Below are 16,880 nucleotides of genomic sequence, written 5' to 3'. Positions count from 1 at the left end.
CACAAAGACCGTTTTTTTATAAAATATATTCTTAGAGGAAGAACATCGAAAGGAAACTCCCTTAAATTCCTATTAATTTTGCCGCATTGTTATAGAAAATATCTTCCAAAGCCTTCTCTTCCAAACCACAGGTTAAAACCTTTTGAATTTCTACCGTTGGATGATGGAAAGGCGAATCAATTCCAAACAAAATACGATCTTTTCCTACTGTTTCATAGGCCTCTTTGATTTTGTTCCCCATAGGCATACCGCTCATTTCCAAATACAAATTGTCAAAGCGTTTTGCCATTTGTATAGAAGCATCAATATAAACTCCATGACCATGACCCATATGAATCATTCCCACCTTTACCTCCGGATATTTCTCTGCTAATAAAGCAATGCTCCAGGGAAGAGAAAAAGGAGGATGACCACAGTGGATAAATACAGGAATATTGTTTTCCTTAGCAAAATCCATAATCGGATACACCATAGGATCATCCGCTACAAACGCATCAAACAAGGGTTGCATCTTTATCCCCATAAACCCTTCCTTGTGAATATAGCGTTCCCATTTTTCCTCTATATTGTCATGGACTGGATTCATCCACACAAAAGGCACAATTTTGTCTGGATAGGATTGAAAAGCATCCACTACCGTATCATTATCTTGAAAAGAAGCCCCTGTCAAAAAAGTCTTTTCAATTTCATATTCTTCCATTTGTTGAATCAAAACATCCTTTGTAAAAGAAACCCCAGCCCAACTACCAAAATTTCCCAAATGGGAATGGGCGTCAATCTTTTTCATATTTCCTCTCCTTTTTTGAATATAAAGAAACTCCGATTAAGCCAAGTTTCTTCTATTGACTTAACCGGAAGTTCCTCTTTCAAAATTCTTTTCTTTTAAGTTTACATCATATTGGTTAAAATTTGGGCCAATTGCGCTCTTGTCACAAGACCATCTCCATCAAATATATTATCATAGCCTCTCATATACCCTTTTGCCATAATCTGTTTTACTGATTCTAGGGCCCAAGGTTGAATTTCTCCCTGATCAGCAACTGTAAAATCAGTATTGTATCTTTCTGCATCTGTTGCTTTCATATATTCATCCAATAGAAATGCCAAAGATTGGCGACTTAAAATATAAGGCGCGCGAATTGCTTTAGATTCTAATGACTTGCTAATAGCATTTCCCTTAAAGTTGGTATTCATTTTTTCCAAAGAAGAAATCACTTCGCTAGTGGATACCAAGGAATCTGGTGCATATAAGTTATCCACTTTTTCCATATATCCTTCTGCTACAGCCTTCTCCATAACCGCTTTTGCCCAATGATTTTCTAATTCATCTTCGCCCTTAGAATCTCCCTTATCTAAAGGTTGCGCTGAACCTTGAGAAATAGGAAGATTTCTTTCTTTGTAAATTTCTAACTTTCTTTCTTCCCCTAATAAACTTGGGACAAATGGATATTCCACTTTCTTACTTCCCTTTACCCCTGCATCTCCAGATACATCAAAAAAGTAAGTATTCAATTCTTTTGATAATAGTTTTGCATCGTTAAAGGCTTTTTCTTGGTAATCTTTAGAATACTTGGTCGCTAATTCAACAGCCTTTTTAGGAGATGATTGATAGGTCGAAATTAAGTTCTTATCAATTTCTCTTTGTTCTTCAATCATAGCTCGCTCTTGTTGATCATAATATTCTCTAACATATGTGCCATATAAATTTCTATCGATCTCACTCAAGGCGGAAACCTGTCTCATTGTCCAATACGCCGAATTCTCATCAAAAGAATTCCCCTCTACCTGATAAGGAGCAATTGTATCAGTTATCGCGCCAAAAGTAGGTACATACATAGCATGCTCCGCATTACCCATAGCAACCCAAAGAACTCCACCTATCTCTTTTGGATAATCTTTTTTAATTTGAATAATATGCGCTTCTTCTTGTTCTACCGTTCCAATTGGGCGAACACCCTTATTTTCTGGAAGATTTGCATCTTTTTTCGTTCCTTCATAACGGGTTCTCTGAAACTCCATAACATCTTTTACTGTAATTTTTTTATCTGTTTTTTGAATAAAATCAAAATCTTCCGCATCGTATGGTATATTCTTATCTTCATCTAAAAAGTTAATTCCACCCCACAAACGATCGCGATTTTTACTGCTTAATTCCTCGCCATAAGTTTTTTTAATATTTATATATCCATCTTCTTCTACAAGGAATCCATGCTCTCTTGGAAGATTCACTAAATCCGGAGAGGCAACTACATTTTCTGTGTCATTAATATCTACTTTTCCTAACATAAAACAGTTTGGAAATACTGAATAAGCATCTTTAGGATATTTGATCGCACAGTATTGATGCCCGCTCAAAAGCTCCATATACCAAATTTCATTTTGATCCGCTATAGCAATACAAGCACCTTCTTGCACTCCTCTAGTGTTCATAATGTCAGCCAGGACTTCAACGCCTTCTCTAGCACTGCGAATTCTTGGTAGAACAACAGACACTACAGAGGATTCATACAACCCATGCTCTGTTAATGGATCTGCAGCCAAGACTTTCTCGTTTGATGATGCTGTGACCGTCGCCGTCATTGTAACGCCCATTTCATTCCAACCAGCTGCTTCGAAAATATCTCCTTCTGCTTGGTATCCATCAGGAATAGTTACTGTACGAAATGTTTTTTCTGGCATTGGATAGGAAAATCCATAAACATCTGTATACATTTCACCAGATTTATAGGTTTTTGCTTCTGTAGCTATTAACATCTTGTTGTAAGCACTGTGCCAATCCTCTGTTCTCCCAATAATAGGATTCCCGTCAGCCGAAACGTCTTCCCCCACAATGACTCCCGTACAAGCTAAAACTTGCGATGTAGGAACTAGTAAAAAAACTAGTAACAATATGTACAAAATCGATTTCCTAATGTTTTTTTTCATATTTTCCTCATTTATTCTTGAAATCTACATAGATTATAACACTTATTGCTCGGAAAATCAAAAAATTAACGAATATAAATTTTATCCATTTTAAGAAAAAGTTTTCATCCGATTTTGTTTATAGACCATACGTTTCCATCTCTTTGCTAGAGTGTGTTTTTCCCATAAAAAAAGAACCCTTCAAGGGCTCTTTTTTATTTACTAATTAATTTATCCAAACGAGCTTTGTCAAAACCAACGATTTCTTCGTCGCCAATCACAATTACTGGAACACCAGTATATCCTTTGCTCATTAATTCTTCACGAGCTACTGCGTCCGTTTGAACATTTTTTTCTACATATTCTACGTTTTTGCTATCAAAATAATCCTTTGCCATTGTGCAATAAGGGCAAGTGTTGCTTGTATAAATAATCGCTTTATCCATTTTATTCATCCTCCTTAAAACTAAGTTCATTCATTCAAAACTAATATACCCTCTTATTCTTTTTTTAATCGATGCCTTTTAATTTATGTTGCGTATGTTCCAATCCGCTGTCAAACAATTTTAATACATGTTCATCATCAAGGGAATAGTAGTTATTCCGTCCCACTCGTTCAAATTTTATCAGCTGATTTTCTCGCAACAATTGCAACTGATGGGAGATGGAGCTTTGGCTCATCCCAAGCATTTGAGAGAGTTCCGATACATTTAAGGTTGAAACGCTTAAGGCGTATATTATTTTTAGTCGTGTTGAATCGGCCATTGCCTTAAAAAGAGAAGCCAAAATCTCTAATTGTTCCAAATCATTTACAAAGGATTCAATAGATTTTTCTACTCTTTTACTTTTCTCGTCCTTCATTTTCCTCGGCTCCTATTAATTTAGGGAAATTTTGTCCCAAAACAATATATTCATCCAACGTAATTTGTTCGGCTCGTTTTGTAAGAGGAATCCCCGTCTTTTCTAAGGCTTCTGCAATCTCTTCTTTAGAAGCAGATAAACCATAGGAGGAGAGGGCGTTTAGCACGGTTTTTCTTCGTTTTGAAAAGGCGGCTCGAGTAATCCTCTCCAATTGATCATAATCAATGGATGGATTCGAGCGAATTTCTCGAAAGGCTATAACGATACTATCCACTCTTGGTTGAGGCATAAAGCAAGTTCTTGGAACGTTTACCACTCTTTCAATTTTACTGCGCAACTGCATATAAACAGATAGCGATCCATAGGATTTGGTTCCAACAGGAGCTGATATCCGCTCTCCCATTTCTTTTTGAACCATTACATGAATGGATTCCAATTCTAAATCTTCCCGGAACAACTTCATTAAAATAGGCGTTGTAACATAATAGGGCAAATTGGCTACCACTTTTATGGGCCGTCTTCCATAGCGAGAATGGATTTCTTCTGCTAAATTGGTTTTCATAATATCTTGAAATAAAATTTCTACGTTTTCAAAACGAGCAAGGGTTTCTTGTAAAATAGGCTCTAGAGAACGATCGATCTCAACACAAAATACATCTGCGCCACTTAAAGCCAGTTCTTCTGTTAGGGTACCAATTCCTGTACCAATTTCTAGAACCAAATCTCCTTCTTTTAAGTCTGCCGATTGTGAGATTTTTCTAAGAATATTTCCATCGATTAAAAAATTTTGTCCAAGAGATTTTGAAAAAGAAAAGCCTGCATCTTGAACAACTTGACGTATTTTCTGTGGGCTGTATAAACGTAAATCATCCATGATAGACCTCCTCTAAAATCTTTTCTAGCTCTTCCCTTGTAATTCCAAAGTGGTTCAGACGATTTAGAAATTGTTTTGCATTTCCATGACCTATTCCCAACCGGTCACTGAGGCGATTTCTTCGTTCGGTTGAACCTTCTTTTCCCGTTAAATCATACCGAATCAAATCGGCACGAGTAAATTCTTCTACAAAATCCATTTTTTTGGGTTTTGCTTTTAAGATGGCTTCTCGAATATCCTCAATTTTTGCATTTTCAATTCCAATATTGTCTTTTTTCCTAGCTTTTGACTGGGGCAAAAAAGCATGTTTCGGATGATCCAATGCATCATCCAATCGCTTGCGAATTTGATTGCCCATATAGTCTGGATCCGTAAGAATGATGACGCCTCGCCGTTCTTCCATTTGTCGCAATGTGTTCAAAAAACGCTTCCCAAAAGCAAAGCCCCCCGTTGCGATTACCTCGCAATCAAGGGCGGCTTTTACTTTGGAAATATCATCTTTTCCCTCTACAACAATAATTTCCCGAATCATAGAGCAATACCGTAAAAATCCAAAGTATTTTTATCCGTTAGAGAAATTACCTCTTCAACATCCATACCTCTTAGATTGGCAATTTGTTCTGCCACTAGGCGAACGTATTTTGGTTCATTTCTCTTTCCGCGATTTGGCTCCGGAGTCATATAAGGACTATCGGTTTCCAATAACAAATTTTCTATAGGAACCTCCATAGCCACCTTCTTCGGCGTTTTTGCATTTTTGAAAGTTGTTGCTCCTCCTAATGCAATATAAAATCCCATTTTTACATATTCTCGCATCATCTCAACGGAGCCACTATAACAGTGAATCAAGCAAATTAAATCTGGATTTTCTTTCTTTGCTTGTTTCAAAATATCCATTGTGTCTTGATCTGCATCTCGACTATGAATTACCACTGGCATTTTTACGCGTTTTGCCAATTCCAGCTGTTTCCAAAATACTTCTTTTTGAATTTCTCTTGGGCTAAAATCGTAGTAATAATCCAACCCAATCTCTCCAATCGCAACCACTTTTTCTCGACCAGAAAGCATTTCTAGTTGATCTTCTACATCTTGATTGTAGTTTTTTGCGTCGTGAGGATGGACACCTACTGTAGCATAAATTCGTTCGTTGTTCTCTGCCAAAAACACAGAGGATTTACTCGAAACCAAATCCGCCCCAATATTTACAACCAAATCTACCCCATTTTTTTCAAAATTTTTAATTACCTGTGCCTGGTCTTTTTTGAATCGATTGTCATCCAAATGTGCATGTGAATCAATCATAAGAGCTCCTAACTAATTTTTGCGTTATCCAATACTTCTTCCATTGTCGTAGCCAAGCTCAATTTTCCTTCTGCGTCTTCTGCAGCCAACAACATACCTTGAGATTCTACCCCGCGTAATTTCACAGGTTTCAAATTGGCCAAAACCAAAATTTTCTTGCCTACTAATTCTTCTTTTGTATAATTCTCTTTAATTCCAGAACAAATTACTCGTTTTTCAGATCCCATTTTAATCTTCAAAACATATAAACGATCTGCGTTTGGATGATCTTCTACAGACTCAATTACAGCAACACGAATGTCCATTTTTGCGAAATCATCAATGCTAATTTCTTCTTTGAACTCTTCTTGCCCTTCTTCAACCAATCCCATAGATTTTGCCAATTCAGCCTTTGCCGCCAAACGCTCGTCAATTAATGCTTGATTGCTTGCCCAAAGTCTTTCGGCTTCTTCTTCCACATCCAAACGTGGGAAAATAATGCCTTTTTTCTCTACTTTTGAACCAACTTCTAGCTTACCCCAAACTTTTGCATCTTCCCAATCAATTTCTGTTTTTACGCCCAATTGATCGCGAATTTCAAGAGCCGTATGAGGCATGAAAGGAGAAAGCAAAATAGAAACAATACGCAAAGATTCAGCCAAATGATACAATACGGTATTCAATCGAGTAGAATCTTCTTCTTTCGCTAAAATCCAAGGTTCATTTTCATCCACATATTTATTCGTTCTACGAACCAATTTCCAAATATCATCTAGCACAACACTAAATTGATAGTTTTCCATGGCCTCTTCATTTTCTTTCCAAATATTAGTCGCCATAGCTTGTAGTTCTTTATCTAAATCCGTAGACTCACCTGGTTGAAGAATCACGCCGTCACTATATTTTTCAAGCATAGAAACCGTACGGCTAACTAAATTTCCTAAATCATTGGCTAAGTCAGAGTTTAGACGCTTAATAAAACTTGTTACATTAAAGCTTCCGTCATGACCAAAAGAAAATTCTCTTAAAAGGAAATATTTCAAAGCATCTACGCCATACAATTCAATAATTGGATCTGGATATATGATGTTCCCTTTGGACTTACTCATTTTATCTTCATCAAATAAAATCCATCCATGACCAAATACCTTCTTAGGCAATGGAATATCCAAAGCCATTAACAAAGCTGGCCAAATAATTGTATGGAAACGCATAATTTCCTTTCCAACCAAATGCACATCTGCTGGCCAATATTCTTTGAACTTTTCTTCGTCTGTTCCCAAACCGATTCCAGTTAAATAGCAAGACAAAGCATCAATCCAAACATACACAATGTGTTCATCATCAAAAGGAACGGGAACGCCCCATTTGAAAGAAGAACGAGTTACGGATAAATCTTGTAACCCATCTTTCAAAAAGCTATTGATCATTTCACTTTTTCTATAGGCTGGTTGAATAAATTCTGGATGATCTTCATAATATTGCAACAAACGATCACGATATTTTGACAAACGGAAGAAATAACTTTCCTCTTTTGAAAGCTTTGTTTCCCGTCCACAATCTGGACAAGCATGTCCTTCTAACAATTGAGATTCTGCCCAAAACGATTCACAAGGTGTACAGTAATATCCTTCGTATTCCCCTTTATAAATCTCGTCTTTTTCGTACAATTTCATAAACAAATCTTGTACGTTTTTTTCGTGATCTTCATCGGTTGAACGAACAAAAGTATCAAAGTTAATATCCAAAGTATCCCATAGTTTTCTTGTGTCTGCCACAATACGATCTACGTATTCCTTTGGTTCTAACCCAATTTCTTGTGCTTTTTCTTGGATTTTTTGTCCATGTTCATCAGTACCTGTAACAAACTGTACTTCGTACCCTTGAAGAGTTTTGAAACGTTTAATGGCATCTGCAGCCACCGTACAATAAGTATGACCAATGTGTAAATTATCACTTGGGTAATAAATTGGCGTTGTTAAATAGAATTTTTTTGTCATTTGTTCCTCCTGTGCGCATATATGATACGCGGAAATATGACGGCATATAGGATGCCATCCGAGAATGATTTACTGCCTATAATTATACCTTTTCCTGTTCCCCATTGCAATTGCGAGAGATAGATTCAGTAAATAGGTAGGAAATCGTTCTATTTTTCATGAGATAAACAATTATTTCACATTTTAAGGTAGTTCAGTTGCCTATTGTTTGATTATTATTTTTCATGAAAACCTTTCTTTCCCCGAAAAATACAGAAAAAACTCTTCTTATATAAATCCATTGTTCATTTCTTTACTTTGTTGAAGTTCCATCTAAATTCTATTTCTTTCACAATTCTATCATGATATACTGTTGATAGTTAGTATAATGAATTATTTGTACAGTATATTATGCAAGCTATTTTTAATCACTAAGGAGGTAAATTATGCAACAATTTACAAATCTTATGACTGCCATTGACACGTTTCTTTGGGGTCCACCTATTTTAATTTTGCTTGTTGGTGCCGGAATTATTTTAACTACTAGACTTACTGGTATCCAATTTAGAAGATTAGGTTATATACTTAAAAATACTCTAGGTAAAATGTTTGATAAATCTGAAATTGAAGAGGGCGGCGTATCCCCTTTCCAAGCTTTATCAACTGCCTTAGCTGCCACTGTAGGTACAGGTAATATCGTTGGGGTATCTGTAGCGATTATTACTGGTGGTCCTGGTGCTGTATTCTGGATGTGGGTAGCTGCTTTGTTAGGTATGGCTACAAAATTCTCAGAAGTAACATTAGCTATCGCCTATCGTATTCGTAGAGCCGATGGACAATATGCCGGTGGACCTATGTACTATATAGACCGCGGTTTGAAATTGCCATGGTTAGCAAAAGCTTTCGCATTCTTCGCTGCTGTTGCTACATTCGGAATCGGAAACTCTGTACAATCCAATTCAATTTCTGGCGTATTAAAAGCAAACTTCGGCTTCAATCCTGTTATCGTAGGTATTATATTAGCCGTTTTAACAGCTATCGTTGTAGTTGGTGGTATCCAATCTATCTCTAAAGTTACTGAAAAATTAGTACCTCTTATGGCTGCTTTATACATTATTGGTTCTTTGGTTGTTATTGTCGTTCATGCAAGTGCTATTCCAGATGCGTTTGCTTCTATCTTCAAAGGCGCTTTCAATATTCAATCCGCTACTGGGGGAGCTGTTGGTTTCACATTAATGCAAACCATCCGCGCCGGTGTTAGTCGTGGTGTATTTACCAATGAAGCTGGTTTGGGTTCTTCCCCAATCGCTCATGCTTCTGCTACTACTGATCACCCTGTACGTCAAGGAATCTGGGGTATCTCAGAAGTATTTATTGATACAATCGTAATCTGTACTATGACTGCATTGGTAGTCTTAACTTCTGGTGTTTTGGGCGACTCTACAGATGCCTCTACTCTAGTTGCTGAAGCTTTCTCTAGAGGCTTTGGTCCTGGCCGTTACATTGTAACAATCGGTCTTACTTTGTTCGCATTCTCTACTATCCTTGGTTGGGAATATTATGGTGAAACATCTGCTCGTTATTTCTTCGGCGATAAAATTGCTTGGCCTTACAGAATCCTTTATATCATCATGGTATTTGTTGGATGTACTATCGACCTTGGTGTTGCATGGACTGTTGCCAATGTATTAAACGGCTTAATGGCAATTCCTAACTTAATTGGTGTAATTGGATTGTCTGGCGTTGTTCTTGCCTTGTCTAAAGACTTCTTTAAGGACACTAGAAAACGTACGGGTCCTGAAGAATATGAACATCTATTACACAGAAAATAAACCATTACAAATAATGCACTTGAAAAGGAACAGCTTCGGCTGTTTCTTTTTTGTTCGCATTTTTTTGAATTGGGTATATAGTTAACAGAATAAACGAAAATAATTGTCCTGAAAGGAGATTCTAATCTTGAATACATTTGATTATATTGTTATTGGTGGCGGCAGTGGTGGAATTGCAACAGCCAATCGCGCTGCTCAATATGGAAAAAAAGTTTTGCTCATTGAGAAACAAGACATTGGAGGAACCTGTGTAAATCGTGGATGCGTTCCAAAAAAAGTTTATTGGAATGGAGCTCATATCGCCCAAATCTTTAAGCATTTTGCCAAGGATTACGGATTTGAAAATGGAGAACCTACTTTTCATTTCCAAACTTTGAAAAAGGCTCAGGAGTCCTATAGAGGCCGCTCTAAAGAGGCTTACGAAAAGGGATTTCAATCCCGTGGCGTAAAAGTTATTGAAGGAGAAGCAAAATTTGTTGATTCCCATACAGTGGAAGTCAATGGAGAAAAATTTTCCGCCAACCATATTACCATTGCTACTGGAGCACGTCCAAATCTACTTCCAATCCCTGGAGCAGAATTCTTGGATACTTCTGAGACTTTTTTTACTTGGGAGACCCTTCCTGAAAAAATAGCTGTTATTGGCGGAGGATATATTGGTACAGAAATTTCTGGATTGTTAAACGCTTTAGGAGTGGAAACCCATTTCTATATACGAAAAGATAAACCTCTCCATAAATTTGAAGATTTTATTATTGATGCCGTTATGGAAGAGATGGAAAAAAGTGGAATTCAATTCCATACAGGTGTATCTCCAACAAAAGTAGAAAAAACAACAGAAGGACTTACGTTGACTTTAGATAACGGAGATACAGAGATTTTTGATCGCATTTTATGCGCTACAGGAATTACACCAAATTCTGAAAACCTAAATTTGGAGGCCGCTGGAGTAGAAACAGATAAAAAAGGTTTTATTCTTTCCAACGAGTGGGAAGAAACCAATGTGAAAGGAATTTATTCTGTTGGAGATATCAATGGAAAAACTCCTCTTACACCCGTTGCCATTATGGCCGGCCGAAAGTTATCCAATCGCTTATTCAACGGAGAAAAAGAGGCAAAAATGGATTACAGCCTTATTCCTACTGTCGTATTTACTCATCCTGCTATGGGAACCATCGGACTATCCCTAAAGGAAGCGGAGGAAAAATACGGAAAGGATTCCGTAAAAGCCTATACTTCTAGTTTTGTAAATATGTTTACAGGGGCTACTTCTCACCGTATCACCAACAAAATGATGCTAGTTACCGTTGGGGAAGAAGAAAAAATTGTGGGACTTCATTTATTTGGCGAAGGAACCGATGAAATGCTACAAGGCTTTGCTGTAGCCATTACAATGGGGGCGACAAAAAAAGATTTCGATTCCACTATTGCCATTCATCCAACGGGCGCAGAAGAAGTTGTTACTATGTCCTAACATTGATCTTTTCCAATAAAAAGCACGCAAGCTTAGCTTGCGTGCTTTTTACTTTTTTCTTATAGGTTTTCCCCTTTAATTAGAGTACATCCTGTTGCTTCTTGAACTTCTTCGAAAGTAAATTCTGGATTGATTTCTGTTAATACCAAACCTTTGTCTGTTACTTCCATAACGCCCATTTCTGTTACGATCATATCTACACATTTCGCACCAGTTAATGGCAAAGTACATTTTTCTAAGATTTTGTGTGCACCTTTTTGTGTATGGTCCATAGCAACGATTACTTTTTTTGCACCAGACACTAAGTCCATTGCTCCACCCATTCCTGGAACCAATTTTCCTGGAATCATATAGTTTGCTAAGTCCCCATTTTCAGCTACTTGCAATGCACCAAGTACAGTCATATCTACGTGTCCACCACGAATCAAACCAAAAGAAGTGGCAGAGTCGAAGAAAGAACCAAATGGCAATACAGAAGAAGGTTGTCCACCTGCATTTACAATGTATGGATCTGGAGTTTCAGGAGTTGGACCTGCACCAGCATAACCAATTTCTGCTTGCAATGTAACTTCCATTCCTTCAGGAATGTAATCTGCTACCATGGCTGGTAAACCAATACCTAAGTTTACTAAATCGCCATCTTTTAATTCTTGCGCTACACGTTTTGCAATATATTCTTTTCTTTGTTGTTTATCCATTACACTCTCCCTTTCTTATGCTAATTCTTTTCCGTCGATGATTACATCAACTACAAGACCTGGAATATTTACATGATTAGGATCAATTTCCCCTACTTCTACCAAGTTATCCGCTTCAACAATTACAGTATCTGCTGCGTAAGCCATTAACATATTAAAGTTGCGAGTAGAGCCTTTGAATTCCATATTTCCGTAAGTATCTACTTTGTAAGCATTCAAAATCGCAACGTCTGCTTTCAATGGTTTTTCCAATAAGAATTTTTTTCCATCTACTTCAACAATGTCTTTTCCTTCTTCAATTTCAGCAATTCCTACGCCGGTTGGAGTCAATACACCACCAAGACCGAATCCTCCTGCACGAATTTGTTCAGCCAAAGTTCCTTGAGGAGTCAAAACAACTTCTGTTTCATTTTCAGACATTTGACGCCCTGTTTCTTTGTTTGTACCAACGTGAGAAGCTACAATTTTTTTACAGCATTTTTTCACAACCAATTGGCCAATACCAGGTGTTGAATCAAATCCTGTATCGTTGGCAATAATGGTTAAATCTTTTAAATCTTTGTTTTCTAACAAATGAGTGATGATTTTATTTGGTCCACCACAAGTTAAGAAACCACCGATCATTACAGTATCGCCACTGTTTACTAATTCAAGAACATCTTCTATCTTCTTTACTTTTTTCAAAATATTTCCTCCATTCAAATTTATTTCTTCAAGGCTAAATCCTTCTCCTGAAAAGAAGAAGGATTTAAGCTTTATCTAGAGTTTTTAAGAGCTGCGGCCATTTCACGACCCAATTGAGCACAACAATCCAAATCTTCTTGTTTTGGTGCACCCATTACATCCACAGAAGTTTCTAAAACTTCCCATCCAGATTTTTCTCCAAATTCTGCCATTTTCTTTTCAGCTCCTCCACCCCAACTGTAGTTGGTGAAAGTACCTAAGATATGGTTTTTCATTTTTTGTTTTTCTAAGGTTTGGATTAAATTTCCCATTGGTGGGAACAAACCTACATTATAAGTTGGACATCCTAAGATAATCCCTTTATAGTTCCAAGTTTCCGCGATTAAATAAGACAAGTGTGTCTTAGAGATATCGCGAATACGAATGTCGCGGATACCTTCTGCTGCTAAAGAGCGAGCAATCGCCTCTGCCATCATCTCTGTATTTCCATACATAGAACCGTAAATAATTACAACGCCATCTTTTGTTTCTTGTTTGCTTAATGCATCGTACAATTCCACAATTTTTCCAGGATTGTCGCGCCAAACAGGACCGTGGTCAGGACAAATCATTTTAATGTCTAATCCTGCCAATTTTTTCAAAGCTCGTTGCACTTGAACGCTGTATTTACCAACGATATTCGTATAGTAACGAGTGGTTTCATCTAAATAGAATTCCCAGTTGATTTGATCGTCAAAAATAGCGCCGTCTAAGGTACCAAATCCACCAAAGGCATCTTGACTAAACAAAGTTCCTGTAGATTCTTCGAAACAAACTTGAGACTCTGGCCAGTGAACCATTGGAGTCGCGTAGAATGTTAAAGACGTTTTTCCAATGTCGAATTTTTCTCCGTCTCCAACAATAATCAAATCTTCTTCAATGTCGTAATAATGTTCCAAAAAGCTCACGGCTTTTTTGCTTGTAATGATTTTTACATCTGGGAACAAATCCTTAATTGTACGTAAAGAAGAAGTATGGTCTGGTTCCATATGGTTTACTACAACGTAATCCAATGGTCTTCCTTGTAATACTTCATCTAACTTACGCATAAATTCATTCACAGAATGAACCCTTACACAGTCAATCAAGCAAGTTTTTGTTCCTCCATCCAACAAATAAGAGTTATAGCTAATTCCATCTGGCAACGGCCACATGGATTCAAACAAATGCGTATATCTGTCATTTACGCCAATATAATGCAAATGATCATTGATTTGTACTGATCTAGTATTTGGCATACTTCCTCCTAAAATTTACAATCTATAAAATTTTAATGCCTTTCTTCTCAACCTTAATTGTATCGAATATTTCAAGTATTTTCAATAGGTTCAAAGAATACTTTTCTAGTTTTTATCATTAAAAAAGTTCCAAAGAAACGGGACAATGATCCGAACCATAAATATCTTGATGGATCTTTGCATCCTTTGTTTCTTCTATAAAACGATCCGAAACCACAAAATAATCAATACGCCACCCTGCGTTGTTTTCTCTAGCTTTTCTCATATAGCTCCACCAAGAGTATTCTCCCTCTGCATCTGGATAATAGTGGCGAAAACTGTCGGTAAATCCAGAGTCCAATAATGTGGTAAAACGTCCTCTTTCTTCATCGGTAAATCCTGCGTTTCTGCGATTGGTTTTTGGATTTTTTAAGTCAATTTCTTGATGAGCTACATTCAAATCCCCACAAAGAATTACCGGTTTTACTTGGTCTAACATTAACAAATATTCTCGGAAGGCATCTTCCCATACCATTCGATATTCCAATCTTTCCAATTCTCTTTTGGAATTTGGCGTATAACAAGTAACCAAGAAAAATTCTTCAAATTCACAAGTGATGACACGACCTTCGCTATCGTGTTCCTCAATACCTAAACCATATTGAACGTCAATAGGCTCGATTTTGGAAAATACAGCGGTTCCGCTATATCCTTTTTTCTCTGCGTAATTCCAGTATTGATAATAACCTTCTAAATCCAATTCCAATTGGCCTTCAGATAATTTAATCTCTTGCAAACAGAAAATATCTGCATCTATTTCTTGAAAGAAATCCATGAACCCTTTCTTTAGGGCGGCACGAATCCCGTTTACATTCCACGAAACTAATTTCATTCCTCTTCCTTTCCATACGTTTCCAAAAAGCTATGATGTACTCCTTGGCTATCCTTATACCCTAAAATAGCTCCCATTTCTACATTCTCAGCGGAACGATAAATGGACATTTCCACATTTGGATTGGTTTTTTTCACCTCTTGAATCAAATTCTTTACATACACCCTTGCCCCAACGTTTTTCTTTTCCGTAACGGTACAAGCGCAATCAATGGGATTGATGCCATTGTATTTTACCCAACGACGAATGTCATCTTCTCGAATAAACACCATAGGGCGAATCAATTCCATTCCCTCAAAATTTGTCGAATGAAGTTTTGGCATCATGGTCTTATAATTTCCGCCAAACAATACATTCATTAAAATGGTTTCAATTACATCGTCTGCATGATGTCCCAAGGCCAATTTGTTGCAACCTAGTTGTTTTGCCTTATCATACAAACTACCTCGGCGCATTCTCGCGCACATATAGCAGGGACGATCGCCACCCATTTCTTCTGCTACACGGAATACAGGAGCGTCATACATCTTCATAGGAATTCCCAAATCCTTTGCATTGTACTGAATTTGTTCCACAATATCTGGCCGATACCCTGGATTCATACAAATAAATTCTAGAGAAAAATCTTTTTTCCCGTGGCGCAATAACTCCTGGAAAAGTTTTGCCAATAGAAGAGAATCCTTTCCACCGCTTATGGCAATGGCAATTTTATCTCCCTCTTCTATCATTTCATAATCATTAATTCCTTTTACAAATCGCTTCCAAATATCCTTGCGATAGCTTTTTATAATGCTTCTCTCAATTTCCTTAATTCTGTCCATCCGTTTCCCTTCTAAGCTTACTCTTCCTCTTTGAAATACATGGGATAGTATTTAATCGTCGAAATCCTACGTCTCCAAACCGCCAACTTACGGGCCAAGGAGCGATCCCCTTCATAATCCAAAGTCATAGTAAACCCTTTTTTCAACAATTGTTTTGCGTATTCTTTGTCTCCCTCTGCTACGTATTTTTTCAATACGTAAGGATCACAATAGAGCCACAACCCTTGTTCTTTATGAAGATGAATTCCTTCACTTTCTAAATGCAACATATCTTTTACAAAAAATTCTACATAATTCAAACCACCTGCAGCCATATAAAAAGAAGAACGGCCTTGGCGTAAATTCATTTCAAATACTTTGTATTGACCATCACGAACGTCATATTTTAGATCAAAATTCCCAAATCCAACGTATCCAATTTCTTCCAAAAACCCTTTATACACCTCATAAAGCTCTGGTGCATCTTCTGTTACTAAGGCGTTATAGTTCCCAATATTTGCTGGTAAAACCTCATCCAATAAGCAGCGCCCATAAGACATCATCTTCACTTCCCCCTTTTGATTGGAGTAAGTGTTTAACACTGCCATGCGATCCGTTCCGCCAGGAATATAATCTTGCAAAAGCATTTCCGCTTTATATCCCGCCTCATAAATATGTTTCAAAGCTTCTGCCAATTCTTCTTCTGAATGTAAGATATAGGCTTTTTTCTTTTCAGGGAAGTGGAGATGCAAATAAGAAATGCTGTCGTTTGGTTTTAGAACAACGGGATAGGAAAATACATCCCAATCCTCTACTTTTTCCGGCCCCGTCAACACTCTTGTTTTTGGACAGGGCAATCCCTTTTCTTCGCACAAAGCGTAAAAAGAAATTTTGTCTTCCAATTGGTACTGCAAATCTGGATCCACCACATTGAAACGATAATACGGTTTCAGCGCATCTTTCCCATGGGATAACAATTTGGTATAACCATCAGAACAAGATATTAACAAAAGCGTCTCTTCCTTATGCTCCAAGGCAAAATCAATGAGTGCTTTTTCAAAAACTTCTTGAGTCTCGAAATCCTCTACCACATGTACATCTACAATTTTACTTTTTGCTGTATCGGTTAAAGCCTTATATCCAAAAGCATGGGAATGCATTCCATAGTATTTATGAAAGCACCGAGCCAAACCGTAAGCGTTAATGTCCGTTCCTAATAAAACCGGTATAAATTTTTCCATCTATTTCTAACCCCCTTGGGTTCTCTTTTCCTACGTACCTCTAACCATGATAGCATAATTATATCAAAAAATCTTATGCAAAAAAAACGCCCCGAAGAGCGCTT

At 37.2% G+C, this 16,880-nt stretch carries 16 protein-coding genes; 2 read left to right on the top strand and 14 right to left on the bottom strand.

The window, feature by feature from the left end; all coding sequences use genetic code 11:
* Nucleotides 1–61 precede the first annotated feature (61 nt).
* From LQU94_RS01330 to metG, 8 genes are all read right to left on the bottom strand, one after another.
* Entirely contained in the window at nt 62–787 is a 726-nt protein-coding gene (locus LQU94_RS01330) for an amidohydrolase family protein (protein ID WP_230634503.1), read from the bottom strand.
* A gap of 101 nt (nt 788–888) precedes the next feature.
* Nucleotides 889–2,925 carry a C69 family dipeptidase gene (locus LQU94_RS01325; protein WP_230634501.1) on the bottom strand — a complete coding sequence of 679 codons (2,037 nt, stop codon included), beginning with the start codon at nt 2,923–2,925 and terminating at the stop codon, nt 889–891.
* 194 nt (nt 2,926–3,119) lie between these two features.
* Nucleotides 3,120–3,350: a glutaredoxin family protein gene (locus LQU94_RS01320; protein WP_230634499.1), complete on the bottom strand. Its 231-nt coding sequence runs from the start codon at nt 3,348–3,350 to the stop codon at nt 3,120–3,122.
* 64 nt (nt 3,351–3,414) lie between these two features.
* Nucleotides 3,415–3,765, bottom strand: a complete 351-nt coding sequence (locus LQU94_RS01315) for a helix-turn-helix transcriptional regulator (protein ID WP_230634497.1) — start codon at nt 3,763–3,765, stop codon at nt 3,415–3,417.
* On the bottom strand, nt 3,746–4,639 hold the full coding sequence (rsmA, locus tag LQU94_RS01310; protein WP_230634495.1) for a 16S rRNA (adenine(1518)-N(6)/adenine(1519)-N(6))-dimethyltransferase RsmA: 894 nt from the start codon (nt 4,637–4,639) through the stop codon (nt 3,746–3,748). The genes LQU94_RS01315 and rsmA overlap by 20 nt, the downstream gene beginning before the upstream one ends.
* A complete protein-coding gene (rnmV, locus tag LQU94_RS01305) occupies nt 4,632–5,171 on the bottom strand; it encodes a ribonuclease M5 (protein ID WP_230634493.1) in 540 nt (179 codons plus the stop codon). Before rnmV ends, rsmA begins: the two co-directional genes overlap by 8 nt.
* Nucleotides 5,168–5,941 carry a TatD family hydrolase gene (locus LQU94_RS01300; RefSeq protein ID WP_230634492.1) on the bottom strand — a complete coding sequence of 258 codons (774 nt, stop codon included), beginning with the start codon at nt 5,939–5,941 and terminating at the stop codon, nt 5,168–5,170. Before LQU94_RS01300 ends, rnmV begins: the two co-directional genes overlap by 4 nt.
* An 8-nt stretch (nt 5,942–5,949) precedes the next feature.
* The gene (gene metG, locus LQU94_RS01295) at nt 5,950–7,956 is read right to left on the bottom strand and encodes a methionine--tRNA ligase (RefSeq protein WP_370631502.1); all 2,007 of its coding nucleotides are present in this window, start codon (nt 7,954–7,956) and stop codon (nt 5,950–5,952) included.
* A gap of 389 nt (nt 7,957–8,345) precedes the next feature.
* Here metG and LQU94_RS01290 point away from each other — a divergent pair, with 389 nt between their 5' ends.
* Complete coding sequence (locus tag LQU94_RS01290) at nt 8,346–9,731, top strand: sodium:alanine symporter family protein (RefSeq protein ID WP_230634488.1); 1,386 nt, start codon at nt 8,346–8,348, stop codon at nt 9,729–9,731.
* A 127-nt stretch (nt 9,732–9,858) separates the two neighbouring features.
* Nucleotides 9,859–11,205 carry a glutathione-disulfide reductase gene (gene gorA, locus LQU94_RS01285; protein WP_230634486.1) on the top strand — a complete coding sequence of 449 codons (1,347 nt, stop codon included), beginning with the start codon at nt 9,859–9,861 and terminating at the stop codon, nt 11,203–11,205.
* 59 nt (nt 11,206–11,264) lie between these two features.
* On the opposite strand, the gene LQU94_RS01280 is transcribed toward gorA, so the two are convergent.
* The 6 genes from LQU94_RS01280 to LQU94_RS01255 form a co-directional block, all read right to left on the bottom strand.
* On the bottom strand, nt 11,265–11,903 hold the full coding sequence (locus LQU94_RS01280; protein WP_230634484.1) for a 3-oxoacid CoA-transferase subunit B: 639 nt from the start codon (nt 11,901–11,903) through the stop codon (nt 11,265–11,267).
* Nucleotides 11,904–11,918: 15 nt separating this feature from the next.
* Entirely contained in the window at nt 11,919–12,587 is a 669-nt protein-coding gene (locus LQU94_RS01275) for a CoA transferase subunit A (RefSeq protein WP_230634482.1), read from the bottom strand.
* Nucleotides 12,588–12,658: 71 nt separating this feature from the next.
* Complete coding sequence (locus LQU94_RS01270; RefSeq protein ID WP_230634480.1) at nt 12,659–13,864, bottom strand: FprA family A-type flavoprotein; 1,206 nt, start codon at nt 13,862–13,864, stop codon at nt 12,659–12,661.
* Between the two features lie 118 nt (nt 13,865–13,982).
* Nucleotides 13,983–14,735, bottom strand: coding sequence for an exodeoxyribonuclease III (locus tag LQU94_RS01265; protein WP_230634478.1), 753 nt, complete (start codon nt 14,733–14,735; stop codon nt 13,983–13,985).
* Nucleotides 14,732–15,556 carry a tRNA 2-thiocytidine biosynthesis TtcA family protein gene (locus LQU94_RS01260; protein ID WP_230634476.1) on the bottom strand — a complete coding sequence of 275 codons (825 nt, stop codon included), beginning with the start codon at nt 15,554–15,556 and terminating at the stop codon, nt 14,732–14,734. The genes LQU94_RS01265 and LQU94_RS01260 overlap by 4 nt, the downstream gene beginning before the upstream one ends.
* A gap of 17 nt (nt 15,557–15,573) precedes the next feature.
* On the bottom strand, nt 15,574–16,776 hold the full coding sequence (locus LQU94_RS01255) for a carboxylate--amine ligase (RefSeq protein WP_230634474.1): 1,203 nt from the start codon (nt 16,774–16,776) through the stop codon (nt 15,574–15,576).
* Nucleotides 16,777–16,880: the final 104 nt, after the last annotated feature.

This window comes from Peptoniphilus sp. KCTC 25270 (genome assembly GCF_021012875.1).
Lineage (GTDB): Bacteria > Bacillota > Clostridia > Tissierellales > Peptoniphilaceae > JAJMZJ01.
The sequence above is the reverse complement of the archived record's forward strand: the minus strand, read 5'-3'. Positions and strand labels throughout refer to the sequence as shown.

What these genes read in the sequence shown, in the direction of transcription:
- LQU94_RS01320 (WP_230634499.1), bottom strand. Translation starts at nt 3,350, where the DNA reads ATGGATAAAGCGATTATTTATACAAGCAACACTTGCCCTTATTGCACA.
- LQU94_RS01325 (WP_230634501.1), bottom strand. Translation starts at nt 2,925, where the DNA reads ATGAAAAAAAACATTAGGAAATCGATTTTGTACATATTGTTACTAGTT.
- LQU94_RS01290 (WP_230634488.1), top strand. Translation starts at nt 8,346, where the DNA reads ATGCAACAATTTACAAATCTTATGACTGCCATTGACACGTTTCTTTGG.
- LQU94_RS01300 (WP_230634492.1), bottom strand. Translation starts at nt 5,941, where the DNA reads ATGATTGATTCACATGCACATTTGGATGACAATCGATTCAAAAAAGAC.
- LQU94_RS01330 (WP_230634503.1), bottom strand. Translation starts at nt 787, where the DNA reads ATGAAAAAGATTGACGCCCATTCCCATTTGGGAAATTTTGGTAGTTGG.
- LQU94_RS01315 (WP_230634497.1), bottom strand. Translation starts at nt 3,765, where the DNA reads ATGAAGGACGAGAAAAGTAAAAGAGTAGAAAAATCTATTGAATCCTTT.
- rsmA (WP_230634495.1), bottom strand. Translation starts at nt 4,639, where the DNA reads ATGGATGATTTACGTTTATACAGCCCACAGAAAATACGTCAAGTTGTT.
- rnmV (WP_230634493.1), bottom strand. Translation starts at nt 5,171, where the DNA reads ATGATTCGGGAAATTATTGTTGTAGAGGGAAAAGATGATATTTCCAAA.
- LQU94_RS01265 (WP_230634478.1), bottom strand. Translation starts at nt 14,735, where the DNA reads ATGAAATTAGTTTCGTGGAATGTAAACGGGATTCGTGCCGCCCTAAAG.
- LQU94_RS01255 (WP_230634474.1), bottom strand. Translation starts at nt 16,776, where the DNA reads ATGGAAAAATTTATACCGGTTTTATTAGGAACGGACATTAACGCTTAC.
- LQU94_RS01280 (WP_230634484.1), bottom strand. Translation starts at nt 11,903, where the DNA reads ATGGATAAACAACAAAGAAAAGAATATATTGCAAAACGTGTAGCGCAA.
- LQU94_RS01270 (WP_230634480.1), bottom strand. Translation starts at nt 13,864, where the DNA reads ATGCCAAATACTAGATCAGTACAAATCAATGATCATTTGCATTATATT.
- LQU94_RS01260 (WP_230634476.1), bottom strand. Translation starts at nt 15,556, where the DNA reads ATGGACAGAATTAAGGAAATTGAGAGAAGCATTATAAAAAGCTATCGC.